Annotated in this window: 14 protein-coding genes; 13 read left to right on the forward strand and 1 reads right to left on the reverse strand. The window is 32.5% G+C overall.

Annotation, left to right across the window (positions count from 1 at the left end):
- Positions 1–379: 379 nt before the first annotated feature.
- The 11 genes from ACZ451_RS05205 (at position 380) to ACZ451_RS05255 (ending at position 12741) form a co-directional block, all read left to right on the forward strand.
- Positions 380–1579, forward strand: coding sequence for a sugar transferase (locus ACZ451_RS05205; protein ID WP_464216039.1), 1200 nt, complete (start codon positions 380–382; stop codon positions 1577–1579).
- 2 nt (positions 1580–1581) lie between these two features.
- Positions 1582–2325 (forward strand): TolC family protein, encoded by a 744-nt coding sequence (locus ACZ451_RS05210; RefSeq protein WP_464216040.1) that lies wholly within the window; start codon positions 1582–1584, stop codon positions 2323–2325.
- A 2-nt stretch (positions 2326–2327) separates the two neighbouring features.
- Complete coding sequence (locus ACZ451_RS05215; protein ID WP_464216041.1) at positions 2328–4559, forward strand: GumC family protein; 2232 nt, start codon at positions 2328–2330, stop codon at positions 4557–4559.
- On the forward strand, positions 4559–5902 hold the full coding sequence (locus tag ACZ451_RS05220) for an oligosaccharide flippase family protein (protein ID WP_464216042.1): 1344 nt from the start codon (positions 4559–4561) through the stop codon (positions 5900–5902). Before ACZ451_RS05215 ends, ACZ451_RS05220 begins: the two co-directional genes overlap by 1 nt.
- Positions 5899–7374 (forward strand): O-antigen ligase family protein, encoded by a 1476-nt coding sequence (locus ACZ451_RS05225; RefSeq protein ID WP_464216043.1) that lies wholly within the window; start codon positions 5899–5901, stop codon positions 7372–7374. Before ACZ451_RS05220 ends, ACZ451_RS05225 begins: the two co-directional genes overlap by 4 nt.
- A gap of 9 nt (positions 7375–7383) precedes the next feature.
- Positions 7384–8283: a glycosyltransferase family 2 protein gene (locus ACZ451_RS05230; RefSeq protein WP_464216044.1), complete on the forward strand. Its 900-nt coding sequence runs from the start codon at positions 7384–7386 to the stop codon at positions 8281–8283.
- Positions 8284–8325: 42 nt separating this feature from the next.
- Complete coding sequence (locus ACZ451_RS05235) at positions 8326–9378, forward strand: YncE family protein (RefSeq protein WP_464216045.1); 1053 nt, start codon at positions 8326–8328, stop codon at positions 9376–9378.
- A gap of 223 nt (positions 9379–9601) precedes the next feature.
- Positions 9602–10252 carry a suppressor of fused domain protein gene (locus ACZ451_RS05240; RefSeq protein WP_464216046.1) on the forward strand — a complete coding sequence of 217 codons (651 nt, stop codon included), beginning with the start codon at positions 9602–9604 and terminating at the stop codon, positions 10250–10252.
- Between the two features lie 35 nt (positions 10253–10287).
- Positions 10288–10869, forward strand: coding sequence for a hypothetical protein (locus ACZ451_RS05245; protein ID WP_464216047.1), 582 nt, complete (start codon positions 10288–10290; stop codon positions 10867–10869).
- A 423-nt stretch (positions 10870–11292) separates the two neighbouring features.
- A complete protein-coding gene (locus ACZ451_RS05250; RefSeq protein ID WP_464216049.1) occupies positions 11293–12039 on the forward strand; it encodes a DUF6882 domain-containing protein in 747 nt (248 codons plus the stop codon).
- 111 nt (positions 12040–12150) lie between these two features.
- The gene (locus ACZ451_RS05255) at positions 12151–12741 is read left to right on the forward strand and encodes a hypothetical protein (protein ID WP_464216050.1); all 591 of its coding nucleotides are present in this window, start codon (positions 12151–12153) and stop codon (positions 12739–12741) included.
- Between the two features lie 56 nt (positions 12742–12797).
- On the opposite strand, the gene ACZ451_RS05260 is transcribed toward ACZ451_RS05255, so the two are convergent.
- On the reverse strand, positions 12798–13445 hold the full coding sequence (locus ACZ451_RS05260) for a hypothetical protein (RefSeq protein WP_464216051.1): 648 nt from the start codon (positions 13443–13445) through the stop codon (positions 12798–12800).
- Between the two features lie 156 nt (positions 13446–13601).
- On the opposite strand from ACZ451_RS05260, the gene ACZ451_RS05265 reads away from it, so the two are divergent.
- Both ACZ451_RS05265 and ACZ451_RS05270 read left to right on the forward strand, forming a co-directional pair.
- Positions 13602–14465 carry an MBL fold metallo-hydrolase gene (locus ACZ451_RS05265; protein WP_464216052.1) on the forward strand — a complete coding sequence of 288 codons (864 nt, stop codon included), beginning with the start codon at positions 13602–13604 and terminating at the stop codon, positions 14463–14465.
- Between the two features lie 55 nt (positions 14466–14520).
- Positions 14521–16155: a S8 family peptidase gene (locus ACZ451_RS05270; protein ID WP_464216053.1), complete on the forward strand. Its 1635-nt coding sequence runs from the start codon at positions 14521–14523 to the stop codon at positions 16153–16155.
- Positions 16156–16162: the final 7 nt, after the last annotated feature.

Raw genomic sequence — 16162 nt, forward strand, 5'->3', positions numbered from 1 at the left:
CGCCTTTTCAATGGGATCTTTGTTACATATCCTTGACCCTTGGGTTGATTCCTTTTATCGGGTCTAAGGCTTGCCCTGAGGTTAAATACCTTTTAGAGAAATTAAATTTTGAGTAGGTCTTACAAACTCCTCAAAATTGTAAGTTTAAATTCATACTACTTTTTTAGCGGGATCTTTGTTTGATATCCTCTGTCCTTGAGTTGAATACCTTTTATGTGCTAGATCTGTTTTTCTTTAATGTACACAAGATATGTTTCACAACATATTTAAAGGCGTACGCAACAACAAATTCTTTAAAAGTAGCTTAATACTTACATTTATAATGTAAATAGGACTACTTATTTGCATTATAAACCAAATACTAAAATAAATACCTACTATGTTAGAAATTTGTAATGATGCGCTACTTGTTGTTTATGTTGGTGACGATTCCGATTACATAAACGAGTTTGCAGTACAGCATCCCAACAGTCGTATTAAATTGTGCGGAAATTCGCTAGAAGCTACAACGCTTATAGATAGTGATAGTACAATTGATGCTATTGTTTGCGAGTATAAACTTCCTAGACAAAATGGTATTGCCTTCTTTGAAACCTTAGCAAAACGTGTAGCAAAACGTAAAATACCTTTTATCCTTATACATCATGAAAAGGATAGTGAATTGCGTAAGGTAGCATTAAAACTTGGTATTGATGATTTTTATGTGAAACCCATATCATTTCAAGGCCTATATGAACGGATTATTTTTCTCAAGTCGCTTAAAGATAACTTAAATAAACATAATATAACCACAGTAGAAGATACTGTAAAACCATATAAAATTGGCTTTTTAAAACGAGTATTTGATATTGTAGTAGCTAGTGTTGCACTCCTATGTGCAGCTCCATTTTTGATTTTGTTTATGATAGCCATTCGTTTAGAGTCTAAGGGCAAAGTGTATTATATTTCTAAACGAGTAGGTACTGGATACCGCATTTTTAATTTTTTTAAACTCAGATCTATGTATCCAGATGCGGATAAGCGTATGAAGGAATTTGAACACTTAAATCAATATACTGGATCTGACGATATAGCAGGATCTACGAGTAAAACTACAGAAATAATCACTCCAAAACCTTCTTCGGAAGCATATCTTATAGGTGATGATGGAAAAATTAATGAATCGGAATTTAATAAAGTTAAGAAAGATGATTCTGAAAGCACTTTTATAAAATTTGATAACGATCCAAGAATTACAAAAGTAGGGCATATTATAAGAAAACTAAGTATAGATGAACTACCACAGCTTATTAATGTATTAAAAGGCGATATGTCTATTGTAGGCAACCGGCCATTACCAGTATATGAAGCAGAATTATTAACTACAGATGAGTGGACTACACGTTTTAATGGCCCAGCTGGTATAACAGGTCTTTGGCAAGTAGAAGCTAGAGGCAGAAGCGCTAAAATGTCTACCCAAGAGCGTAAGGAGCTAGATAATAAGTATGTGGAAATGGCAAATAGTAAGTATGCTTTTTGGTTAGATATGTGGATTATTATACGAACATTTAAAGCCGTTTTTCAAAAGGAGAATGTATAGTTATGAAAAATAAGCTTTTACTACTTTTTATTCTTCTCATTTCCTTTAAAACAGGAACCTCACAATCTATAAACGATTTTGTAAACAAGGGTCTGGAAGAGAATGATATTTCTAAACTACTCCCACCTTTAGATAGTTTAATAGAAAAAGCAAAATTAAACTCTCCACGGTTAAAATTCTTTGATGCCGATTATGAATATTGGGATGGTAATGTAGAATTAGAAAAAAGAGAGTGGCTTAATCATATTAATTTGGAGGCAAGATATGGATACGGTATTTATGATAATTTAAGGAACCAGCAATTGGCAGGTGATTTAACTGCTGGGCAAGTCTTATTTAGTACCGAGCAAAGTCTCTATACTATTGGAGCTTCCATAAAAATTCCTCTAGATAGGATTTTTAATAGAAATAGAAAAATTAAAAACGCACGTGCAGAAGCAGACAAATCTAAATATCAAAAAGAGTATGCCATTTGGGAACTAGAACAACTTATTGTAAGGCAGTATAACGAACTAATTAAAGCACACCGATTGCTTTTTATTTCCAATTCTATTTTAGAGACCTATAAAGTACAATCTGTTAGAGCAGAAAAAGATTTTACAAATGGTATTATAGATGTTACCGAATATACAAGATTACAGCAAATGCTAAACAAAGCTATTAGTGCTTATGAATCACAACGATCAGAATTTTTAATTGCCCTAAAGTCTTTAGAAGGAACGGTTGGCATAAAAATTAAATTTTAATTATGAAGTTTAATCTCCTTTTTTTTGTCCGCTTACTGTTAAAGCATCTTATTTTGCTTATTGCAGCACCTATTATTTTAGCTTCTTTAGTTTTTTTCTTAACACAAGATCAGCCAAAAGTTTATGTTTCAAAGGCTAGACTATATACAGGTATAGCGTCTGGCTCTACCATAGAACTAGACAATACCAAAATAGACTATAGAGCTACTAATACCGCTTATGATAATCTTTTAAACCTTATAAGAGCAAGAAGTACTGTAGAAATTGTAGGGCTAAAACTCTTTGCGCAGCATGTAGCAATGGATAGCCTAGATCTTAAAATAATATCTAAAGAGAAGTATACCAAACTCTTAGAAATAGTTCCTGATGCAGTTAAGAAAATAGTAGTAAAAGGAAATACGGAAGAAACGTACAATAACTTATTAAAGTTAAAAGAATCCAATCATAGTAATTTTGCCTACGAACTTCTAAATTTTAAACACCCAGACTATAGTATAGAGGAAATAATTAAGAAGATAAATGTAAAAAGAGTACTAAGTAGTGATTTTATTGATATCGAATTTGAGTCCGAAGATCCCGGAATATCTCAAAGTACACTACTCATTTTAACAGATGTTTTTGTAAAGCTAAACGCAGATATAAAAGCAAACCAGTCTGATGCAGTAGTTAGCTATTTTCAAAAGCAATTAAAAGCAGCTATAGTGCAACTTAGATCTGCAGAAGAAGAGCTTCTAAATTTTAATAAAACGCATAACATTATTAATTACTATGAGCAAACAAAACACCTTGCCTCAGAAAAAGAACATTTTGAGCTAGAGTACCAAAAAGTACATATAAAGCATTTTGCTGCAAAGGCAGTCTTAGAAACTTTAGTCACTAAGTTAGAGACACACGAGTTAAAACGTTTGTCTAGTGAGGGTATTATGGAACTTAGAAACGAATTAGCACGGATAAATTTTGAAATTTCCATGAAAAGCTTAGGCATAGAAGCCGATTCCGTAAAAAGAGTTCAAAATGCAAAAGAATCAGTTAACCTAGCAAAACAAACTGAAATACTTAAGGTAAAGCTTAAGGATAAGGTAGATCAGTTGTATATATCAGACTATGATGAAAAATCTTTAGGTACCACAAGTATTCTCGCAGATTGGTTAGAAAATACCATATTGTATGAAGGGACCAAGGCACAGTTAAAAGTTATGGATCAAAAAAGGCTGGAGTTCGAAAAATTATATCGCGTGTTTTCTCCATTAGGAGCAACAATGAAAAGGTTAGAACGTAAAATAGATATTGCCGAGCGGGAGTACCTAAGTTTACTTCATAGTTTAGGTTTAGCGAAGCTTAAACAACAAAACATGGAACTTAAATCTAATTTAAAACTTATAGAAAGTCCTTTTTATCCCATAAATGCAAACCCAAGCAAACGAATGCTTTTAATAATTGTAGCAGGCTTAATGGGGTTTTTAATTGTTGTTTTTACAATTTTAATTTTAGAATTTTTAGATGGAAATATAAAAACTGCTGATAGAGCATCTGCTAAAATAGACCTTAAAGTATCTTCTATATTCCCAGTAATTAGTGAAAATTCTGGGCAAATAGATTATAATTATTTAAGAAATAAAGCCGTTAATGCTATTTCTAGAAATATTCTTTTAAATCAGTTTAAAAAATCAGATAGCAAAGAACCTATAGTCAATATGTTTTTCTCTACACAAGAAGGGGAAGGAAAAACATTTATTTGCCAATATTTATTATCTAAATTATGTGAGCTAGGATATAAAACCTTGCACATAACCTATGATGCAGCAGATTTAGGATTAGAGACACGATGTTATCAAAAACTACATTATCCGTTAAGTGACCAACTCTACAAAGTAGCTACAATACAGGAGTTTGATGTAGATAATCATGTAAAGGATTTCTCTAAGTTTGACTTTGTGGTGTTAGAGATTCCTGGAATTATAAAAAATCCATTTCCTGTAAAACTTGCAGCAAATATGGATTATACCTTTTTAATTACCCGTTCCAATAGAACTTGGAGTGATGCCGATCAAAATGCATTGAAACTATTTAATGAGGCAACAACAGGCCCAGAACCAACAATTATTCTTAATGGGGTAAAAGTCCAAGAAATGGAGACTGTAATTGGGGACCTTCCTAAGAAAAGAAGTAAAATAAGAAGATGGATAAAACAGCTTGTTCAGTTTAAATTGTTCAATACAAAAAGGATCTCTTAATGCTAAAAAAAATCCAAAATATAGCGCGCGAAAAAAATGTGTCTTCATTGGCAACCAATATAATTACTGCTTTTTTGGGTCTAGTAAGTTTTATGTTACTGACGAGGCAGCTACCAAAAGAATTGTTTGGGGATTGGGTTTTATTTGTAACACTAGCTACTTTTTTAGATTTATTACGGTTTGGACTAACCAGAACCTCTGTCGTTAGGCTTTTGGCTGGCGTAAAAAAAGAAGAATACAAAAGATTACTTGGCTCTAGTTATCTAATTAATCTAAGGCTACTACTGCCTATAATACTGGTTTGCTATTTTATTTTATGGATTGTAAGCGTATTAGAAATAAAACTCCCTAATGGGTATCTGTTATTTGTTACTTGGTATCCGGTTTTGGCTGTTTTTAATTTAGGATGGAACAATGCTTCGGCTCTTTTTCAGGCAGAGCAAAATTTTATGCGATTGATGTATGTAAAACTTTCTAATATAGGCATTTTTGTCCTTTTCTTATTTGTAAACTGGTGGTATTTAAAATTAGGATTAATCCCAATTCTTTGGGTTTTTTTAGCAGTGAATCTAATTTCTAGCTGCTGGTGTACCTTTAAGAATTGGGACGGTCTGGGATATGTAAAATTTGCAGATAGAAGTACAGAAAAAGAACTGATCCATTTTGGTAAGTTTTCTATGGGGACCTTAATAGGTTCTAGCCTTTTAAAAAGTGCAGATACCCTAATTATTGGGCTGAGTCCTGTTTTAGGTTCTGCAGGAATAGCCATGTATGCCATTCCCTTAAAACTAACCGATTTATTAGGTATTCCACTACGGAGTTTTACCATGACGGCTTACCCAAGAATGTCTGCATTATGTAAAAATGGAGACTTTAGCGGATTAAGAAAAGTTTTTTATAGTTATACTGGTGCCATTACCTTGTTGTTTGTTCCTATTGCATTATGCTGTTTTATTTTTGCAGAACAGCTGATTCTTTTTTTAGGAGGAGCGGTATATCAAGATTCAATGAGCTTGTTAACCCTAGTATTTAGAGTATTTACAGTATACAGCCTATTGCTTCCCTTAGATAGGTTTACGGGTGTTTTGTTAGATAGTATTAATAAACCTCATCTTAATCTATACAAAGTACTCTTTATGACTACGGCAAATATCGTCATAGATCTAATTGCAGTTTTAGTATTTCAGAGCTTAGTACTTGTAGCTGTAGGTACTGTTTTATTTACCCTATTAGGTATTTTCTTGGGCTTTTATTTTTTAAAAAAAGAAATACAAATACAAGGAAAGTATATACTTCCCGAAGGGCTTTATTTTTTTAGGAATTTAAATACCTATCTAAAATGATTAATACGTTTGATAAGGTATATGGAACAGAAATACTAAAAAGGCCATTGCCTTTATTGCTTTTATTTTCTGTTCTTTTCGCTTGTGGGCATTTAACTGCAACCATGGGCTTAATTGCAGGAATTGCAATTATAGTTTTACCGATTGCCTTTTTATACATAGGCATACTAATGGCAAAACCAAAACTAGGAATCTTTACCATATTAGTATTAAACTTTACTATTTTAGGTCTTGGCAGATATGTGTCTGCCCCTTGGGGGTTGTTAATAGATGGGATACTGTTTTTAATGTACTTAGCACTATTTTTTAAAGCATTTAAAATAAAGATCCCTTGGAATAGAGCAAAATCGCAGCTCACCCTTATAGCTACCATTTGGTTTGGTTATGCTTTGTTCCAATCTGTAAACCCAGAAGCAGTTAGTTTTGAAGCCTGGTTTTATGCCATGCGCGGTATTGCTCTTTATCAATGGCTCATTGTACCCTTACTTTTTATATTATTCAATAAACAAAAAGATTTAAAATTTTTCTTAATTATTTGGGGCGTTTTATCTTTTTTGGGTACCCTAAAAGGCTGTCAACAATTATTTTTTGGAGTAGATCCTTTTGAGCAAAAATGGCTAGATAACGGCGGTGCAATAACACATGTACTTTTTGGAAAACTGCGTATATTTTCATTTTATTCGGATGCAGGGCAGTTTGGTGCTTCTCAAGGACATGCGGGTGTTGTATTTGGAGTATTGGCTTTGTTTGCAAAGAGTAAAAAATTTAGAATTTTCTGCATTATTGTTGCAATAAGCGGGCTGTATGGAATGTTAATCTCTGGAACCAGAGGTGCAATTGCTGTGCCAGCAGCAGGAGGAATTATGTTCCTTATACTACGTAAAAATATTCCTATTTTAATCTTGGGCGCTGTTATGGGTATTGGGGTATATGTATTTTTTGCGCATACCACAATTTTAAACAATAATGCCCAAATAAGACGAATGCGAACCGCTTTTGATCCTAACGATCCTTCATTACAAGTTCGTTTAGCCAATCAAAGAAAACTATCAAACTATTTAGATTCGCGCCCCTTTGGTGGGGGAATAGGTTCTACCGGAAATTGGGGGCAACGCTTTACACCAGATACTTTTTTAGCCAATACCGCTACAGATAGCTGGTTTGTAGCTATTTGGGCAGATACCGGTGTTGTTGGGCTTTACCTGCATCTGTTTATTCTCTTTTTTATTTTGATTACGGGCGCATATAATGTAATGTTTAAATTAAAAGACGATTGGCTTAAAGGCCAGATTGCAGCCTTGGTCTGCGGAATGTTTGGTATTATGGCAGCATCCTATGGTAATGGAGTGTTTGGGCAATTCCCTACTTGTATTTTGATGTATACAGGAATGGTTTTTATGTTTTTAGCCCCTAAAATGGACCAACAAATTATGGAAAAAAGAAAAAAAGAAATAGAACAAAATCAATCTTAAGCTATAACCATGAGTGCTATTCAACCCCTAGTTTCTATTATTTCAATAAATTATAACGATGCAAGCGTAACAATGGATATGTTACAATCACTCCAAAATCTAAGCTATACCAATTATGAAGTTATTATAGTAGATAATGCCTCTCCTACAAATAAACCAGATATCATTAAAGAAACATATCCAACTATTACATTAATAAAAAGTGATAAAAATTTGGGCTTTGCTGGGGGTAATAATCTAGGCGTTAAAGTGGCTAAAGGAGATTATTTGCTTTTTATAAATAACGATACTATTGTGCCTTCTGGTTTTATGGAGCCATTAGTTAAAACCTTAGAAAACGATGCTTCCATAGGGATGGTGAGTCCTAAAATAAAATTTCATTGGGATGCTACATTAATTCAATATGCTGGCTATACACCAATGAACCATTGGACGATACGAAACAATAGTATTGGTTACCATCAAAAAGATGATGGAAGCTTTGATCAAGAAGGAGAAACCGCATCCATACATGGTGCCGCTATGATGATTCCTAAAGCTATAGTAGAAAAAGTAGGAATGATGACAGAGATTTACTTTTTATACTACGAAGAGCACGATTGGGCTGAGATGATAAAACGGGCTGGCTTTAAAATTTATTACCAACCTAAATCCTATATTCTGCACAAAGAATCTCTTTCTACAGGAAAATTTAGCCCTTTAAAAACCTATTATATTGCTCGTAATAGAATCGTTTTTGCGAGAAGAAATTTTAATCATGTACACTTATTAGTGAGCCTCTTTTTTCAAGTATTGATAACGATTCCTAAGAATACCATAACATTTCTCTTTAAAAGACAATTTAAACACCTAGCGGCTTTTTGGAAAGCTATTTTTTGGAATTTACAGCATAAAACAAGCCATATTTAACGGCTAATACGGCTTAATCTTCTTTCAGTAATGGTTTACAACATGCTTAAAAAACAAATAAAATATGCTTTGTTAATAGTAGCACCACTATTTATAGTGTTTCTCATAACCATATGTATTGTTAGATTACCTTCTTACACCATACATACCACAGGAACGCTGTATATTGTGAACAAGCTAAGTAGAGATATACAAGTTATTGATTTATACAGTGGAAAAGAAATAGCAGAGATTTCTACAGACATGCAATCGCATGAAGTTATTGCTACAAAGGATGCCAATAGTATTATAATTACCAATTTTGGGAATACAAATAATAAGGGAAATATTATTAAAGTCATCAATACAAAAACCAATAAAATATCAAAAACAGTAGAAATCAAAGGAGGTATACATGTAAATGGTTTGGTTACTTTGGTTGAACCTCATAAAATTGGACTAGTAGATTATGTGAGTAATAATTTATCCATATTTAATATAGAAACAGATTGTATTGAAAAGCAAGTGCATACCCAACAGCAGAAAAGTCATTTGGTGGTGCTACATCCTAATAAGCCAAAAGCCTATGTAACCAATATGCAATCTAACTCAGTCAGTGTTATTAACCTTACAACCAATAAAGTCATAAAAATTATTCCCTGTGGCTTAACAACGGAGAGTATTGCTATTACACCAGACGGTTCAGAAGTTTGGGCAACCAATAAAAAAGGAAATACAATTACTGTTATCAATACCGTAACAAACGAAGTTTTAGATACTTTACCTACGGGGAACGAACCTTTAAAAATAAAGTTTTCTATAGATGGGCATTATGGTTTGGTATCCAATGCTAGCGATGGCAGTATTTCTGTGTATGACCGCTATGCTAAAGAGCAAATAAAGACGATACACATTCCTGGTAGAAATAAATGGCTAGAAAGAGTTTTGTACCACACCCCACGCCCTGTAAATATACTGATGCATCCTAACGGTTTATATGCTTTTATTGCCAATTCCAATGCCCGTAAAATTGAAGTTATAGATATGAAAACTTTTAAAATTGTAAGTACTATTGGTACTGGCAAAGTACCTGATGCTTTGGCTTTTATTGAATAGTTAATAACCTCTACCTGTGGTTTGATTCCTTATATCGGGTGCAGATTTTGCCCTAAGATTTCCTATCTTTTAGAATACTATTACTCAAAAAATAGTTGTGATATAAAAAATGTACAATACGATAGCTATCAGTAACCGCTGTCTTTGTTTTGTTTTTCTGAAATTGTGTAATTTAGAGATCAAATACATTAACTATATATGTGTTGGCAGTTATAATAAAAAAATGACTAAAAAAGAATATAAAAGTAAATTTAAAGAAGACGAGGCTGTTGGTTGGTTAAGTATGGATAAATTGACTGAGAAATTGTATCCAAACCAAGAACCTAAACATTATGGAACTGCTATAAAATATATGCTCGGTGGCGAAGACCCTTTAGATGGAGTTAGTATTTATGAAAGTAAAAACCAGAATGACCATTATCATTTTTTATCTTATGGTATGTCTAACTTATATTATGATTTGGAAAACTGTGAAGAAGAGTATAGTGGATGGGGATTTGAATTTACATTTAGACTAATCCCATTTGAGGAAGATACTAAAGAACCTAAATGGGTGATTTCTTTAATGCAAAATCTTGCTAAATATGTTTTCAATAGCAAAAAATGGTTTGAAGAATACCATTTTATTCCTGCAAACGGGCCTATTAGATTAAACACAAAAACTGATATTACTGCAATCACTTTTATTAAAGACCCTGAATTGGGAACAATTAAGACACCCAATGGGAATGTTCAGTTTTTACAGATGGTAGGAATTACAACGGAAGAATACAATCAATTGAAACAGAACCCTAAGACATCCGAAACTAGGGTTTTGTTGAACAGATTAAAAAAAGAAAATCCATTATTGATAACTGATTTAAAAAGAAAATAATATAGCTACTAAAAATGGTTATGAATAATTAAAAAATGAGCGGACATTACTTTTTTTTTGGAATATTAATTATTTTTCTAATTTCAATGCCAATTTTCTTAATTTGGAACTGGAATAAAAATCGACAGGCTACAATAAGTGAGTTATCCAAAAAAATTTGGAAAAAGAATAAAGTTTATTTTGGTATTTTTTTAGGGATTATAATTTCAGAATTTTTTATCCCTTTAAATACGAATCATGGATTTGAATTTAATATTGAACGCGAAAAACTTGGAATACCAAAATTAGAAACTGATTGGAAAAAAGACAAAACACAATCTGAAAAATATACTACGTATTGGTGGAAACCTGAACCAAGAAATGGGCATTTTAAAAAAGTAATCAAATATGGACTTTTAAGTGCAAAATCTGAAACAGATTATTATCAAAAAGAAAATAGAAAAGGAACATTTGCTTGGTCCAAATACAACTACAGAACTAATACTTTTGAATATTTTATTGAAAAAAAGAATACTAAAAATGTTTCCGTAACTGAAAGTGGAAAATTAAAAGCGGAAAAACCAACTATAATTGAGAAAGTAGAAAAATCGGAATTTGAAATATATATAGCAGAATAAAAGACTACCGGCAACAAAGAACTGAGGTAAAAACAACCTTTTTCTTCATTAAATTTGAAACATTATTCAAAAAGGCCACAGTTAAATCTAACGGCTTGTTTATATTTATAAAGTCGCAATGGTATGGATTTAGCTTTGAGACAGACTATGGTTGAGGGTAATGACCTAAAGGCCATTGCTCCGTGGCAAAAAAAAATGAAGTGCCTAAAAAGCCGCTTTTTGGAGATTTCTGCAATACGCATTCTCTCTAGGCGGGTTGGGTATTCCACAACTTTACTATAAGTATTTTTGTACTTGTTAGCTTTTGTCAATACATTAGATAACTACAAATAGGGAATATATTCTAGAAGTTGTCCATACTATTAATCAGTAGGATGCCTTGTAGAAGACATACCCAGAACCTAAGCAAATATTAAAAAAACAATGGGAATATTTAAGAACATCTTTGGTATAGGAAAAACAGCGTCAAAAACTAAAGTTGATAACTCAAAATTTATCAAAACAGAAAAGCAAAATTATAATACTCTTCAAGAATTAATTGAGCAAAATGCTGGACTTTCTTTTGAGAAACAAATGATTTTTGGAGATGTTATTGGCTCAAATGCTTGGGAACTTGATATGCAAAAAGGGAAAATTATGTTTGGAACGCTAGAATTTCCAATACAAATAATTGGCTCACTTGCTTTTAACACTAATTCATGGATGTGGGGTTGGGCAAATACACAAAGTGGAATACCTGAAAACTTATTAATACAATCAAAACAGCTTAAAGAAATTGGAGAAAAGAAAAATATAAAAGAATTAATCGAAGGGCATTTCAATGTTGATAATGGATTTGAACATAAAATTGGAATGATGGCTTGTGGTTTATTTAATTCAAATAGTTACTATTGTGCTAATTATGGACAAGGAACACTTGTTGTAACAATTCAGGATGATAAGATTCCTGAAATAGATAAAAGCAAGTTTGAAAAAATAATGAGCTGTTTCCCTCAATTAATTAGTGGTATTGAACTTAATCATAAGAACGCTTTTAAAAATTATTTGATCGATAGAGAGTTTAATTTGTCCATTTCAAAAAGTAAAATTGAAGGATTAAAAAATGACAAAATCATTGTTGCAGAATTTGACTCATTAGATAGATTAAAATCATTGAACGGGAAAATATAAGGTTTACTAAGTGGCCCAATTAATAAGTTGCATCAACCCTATGCTTGGCAAGCTGTGTCTTACAGAACATACACCCAGCGCATTAGACAATATTAAAAAGAGCAAATAGAAATGAAATATATTATTTGGGATGAAGGTAAGAATCCATTAACAGCTCAAGTTTCTAAGTTGGATAGCAAATATTTTAAAGACTATATTTTACCCAACTTAAAACCCATAACTAAAATAGAATATATAGAAGGTTTCTCAGCTATATTGCATACCCTCGCAAAATGGAGCTATATCTTATTTAATAAGAAGTTGTATTGGGTTATTGAATGGGAACCTGGGCTAATTATTTTGGAACTGAGTGAAAAAGAGACCATAAATTGTACAGCACTTCGCTCACCTATTCCAACTTTTGGAGGGAGAAAACCCTTGGATATAGATCATGAAGAGAACTATGATGAGGATGATGAAAATCATCAATATAACCTAATCTTTAGGGCTTGGGATGCACAATTTGACAAACAATATCAAGAATGGAATAATTTTGAGCCAGCACTTAAAGAGGAATTAAAACTATTTCAAGATTGTTTAAAATATGCCAATAAACTTGGTGAGTTAACCCAATCGAAATTTGAAAATGATTTTAAAAATTACTTTGAAAAAGCCAAAAACAATATTGAAAAGTGGGCAGGAATTGGAATCAGAACAAGATAAAAACTTTACTTAACCAAGGATACAAAAGCCTGTAATATTCATTTTCTTAGTTGAAATTAAGCTCTGGTTAATTCAACACTATTGGTCATAAATTCAACTTCCTTGATATCAGGAGAATCAAAGTTTATTTTTATATCAAAAGAAACCTCTTTTGAACTTTCTTGTGCATCTTTTAAAACCAAAATCATACGATAAGGAACCCTTGGTTTACTTTCTAAAAATGATTGTAAGTCCTCCCGTATGTATCTTCTCGAAGTAAAATCGGTATACGCAATAACGTCAAAAAATGAAGCTAAATTAGCATCTATAGCTACATTTTCTGTAAAAGGAATATCACTTTTAATTTCCAAACTAGTAATTCTATCTCTAGTTTCAGCTGGAATAGGAAGGTCACATGCATAAGCCCCTTGTAAAAATCCTGAGAAATAATGTTGGTGCGCTAGTTCAAAACTTTCAAATGTGGTTTCAATTTGTATTGCAAAACGATCATATGTTGTGGTATCCGCTAAAATTTCATCTAATTCAATAGCAACAAAATCTTCTGTAGGAATGCTATAGTTAAAAGTATCAGCAGTCACATTACTTACAATAGGAACACTACCGTTTCCATGAAAACCGTCACATTCATTTGCACATGAGAAAATACTTATTCCTAAAAATAACAAGTAACTCATTACAAAAAATCGAAGCTTCTTTTTTAACATAGCATTTAAAAATTAATTTATATCCTATAAACTACTTTAGCATATTTATATTTCAATGATTGAATAAATCTTGCGTTAAATTACTCTTTAAATTTCATTTCAACTGTAATAAATCTATCTCATATTTCTTACATTGCACTTAAAGTAGAATTTATAATGAAATTATACCCCATTGAAACTGGTAATTTTAAACTAGATGGTGGTGCTATGTTTGGGGTAGTCCCCAAAGCACTTTGGCATAAAACCAACCCTGCAGATGCACAAAATAGAATAGATTTGGCAGCTCGGAGTCTTCTAATAGAAGATGGCAACAAGCTAATACTTATAGATACGGGTATGGGTAACAAACAGTCTGATAAGTTTTTTGGATATTATGATATGTGGGGAGATCATTCTATAGAAAAATCCTTAGCAAAATATGGTTTTCATAAGGATGATATTACAGATGTTTTTATGACGCATTTGCATTTTGATCATTGTGGAGGAAGCATACAATGGAATAAAAACCGAACGGGTTATGAGCCTGCTTTTAAAAATGCACATTTTTGGACCAATAAAGAACATTGGCAATGGGCAATTAAGCCCAATAAGAGAGAAAAAGCATCTTTCTTAAAAGAAAATTTATTGCCTATGGAGGCAAGCGGACAACTAAAATTTATAACAAGAGCCGAAGGCTCTCATTTTTTGGAAAATTCAGCACTGAACTTTAATATTTTATTTGCAGATGGGCATACAGACAAACAGATGATTCCGCACATACAATACCAAGAGAAAACACTTGTTTTTATGGCAGATTTATTACCCACCGTTGGTCATATTCCATTACCCTATGTAATGGGTTATGATACAAGACCCTTGCTTACCCTAGCAGAAAAAGAGCAGTTTTTAATAAAAGCAGCGCAAAACAATTATTATTTATTTCTAGAACATGATGCCCACAATGAAATTTGCACCCTCCAAGAAACAGAGAAAGGAGTTCGTTTAAAAGCCACCTATACTTTTGATGAGATTTTTAACTAATCCATATAGAAATTTGTACTTTTATGCGTTTAGCATTATTTAAATAATAATTACTATGACATTTAATATGATAAAACCAGTTTTAGGTTTAACCTTTAGTTCATTACTATTAGCAGGTTGCGGAGCTACTAGTGCTTTAATTTCTACTCCAGTAGAAAATATAGATACTGTTCCTTTAAAAGTAACAGCCTTATCTGATACGCAAAAGCAAAATTGGGGGCATTTAGACCTTACTAAAGATACCGTTCCGGGAATGTCTGTACAAACGGCCTATTCAGAAATTATTAAGGATAAGAAAGGGAAAAAAGTTATTGTAGCCGTTATCGATTCTGGAATGGATTTAGAGCACGAAGATTTAAAAAATGTGCTTTGGACCAATAAAAAAGAAATTTCAGGAAATAATAAAGATGATGATAAAAATGGGTATGTAGATGATATTCATGGATATAATTTTTTAGGCGACTCGTATAATGAGCAGTTAGAAATGGCTCGGATTGTACGTTTAGGTTTAGGAGATGCTACTACCCAGTATGAAGCGAATACAAAATTTGAAAAAAAATATAATGAGGCTTTAAAAGGGAAGCAACAAATAGAACAAAATTTACAATTTGTTACTAATGCAGACAAAGGAGTGCAACAGGCTTTAGGAAAAAAAATCTATACTAAAGAAGAAGTTGCAGCGCTAAAACCTACAGACCAAGCTATGCAACAAAATGTAGGGATTATGATGCAAGTATTTTCTTTTGGAGAAAGTGTTGCAGAAGTATTAGAGGGTCTACAAGAAGGAGTTAATTACTATGCCGAACAGTTGAACTATAACTTAAATAAAGATTTTAATGGTCGTAAAGTAGTTGGTGATGACCCATATGATATTACAGATACCAATTATGGTGATGGCAACCCACAAAATAGATACGATGATGAAAGCCATGGAACACATGTTGCTGGTATTATAGCCGCAGAACGCGGTAATGGAAAAGGAGTAGATGGCGTTGCCAACAATGTCGCTTTAATGAGTATTAGAGCCGTCCCAAATGGCGATGAATATGATAAAGATATTGCCTTAGGTATTCGTTATGCTGTAGATAATGGTGCTAAAATAATTAATGGAAGTTTTGGTAAATCTTTCTCTCCAAAAGCAGAATGGGTTTATGATGCTATTAAATATGCGGCTTCTAAAGATGTATTATTTGTGCATGCAGCTGGTAATGATGGGGCTTTTTTAGATGATGTTGCAAATGCTAATTTCCCTAACGACCAAATAGCAAATGGCGCAGAAATAGCAGATAATGTAATAACTGTTGGTGCATTAACCAATACATATGGTTCAGAGATGGTTTCTTCTTTCTCTAATTATGGTAATATAAATGTAGATGTATTTGCTCCAGGAAGTGAGGTATATTCTACTGTACCAGGTAATAAGTACGATTTTAATAGTGGAACTTCTATGGCAGCTCCAGGTGTTGCTGGAGTAGCTGCATTAATCCGTTCTCAATATCCAAAATTAAGCGCATCGCAGGTAAAGAAGATTATTTTACAATCTGGACTTTCTCCTGCTACAAGTGTTGTAAAGCCCGGAAATAGTGGTTCTACAAAATTTAATACCTTATCAAAATCTGGAAAAATAGTAAATGCATACAATGCACTTATTTTAGCTTCTAAAGTTGCCTCAGGTAACGTAAAACTATAAACAACTC

Source organism: Allocellulophaga tsushimaensis, from assembly GCF_055383085.1.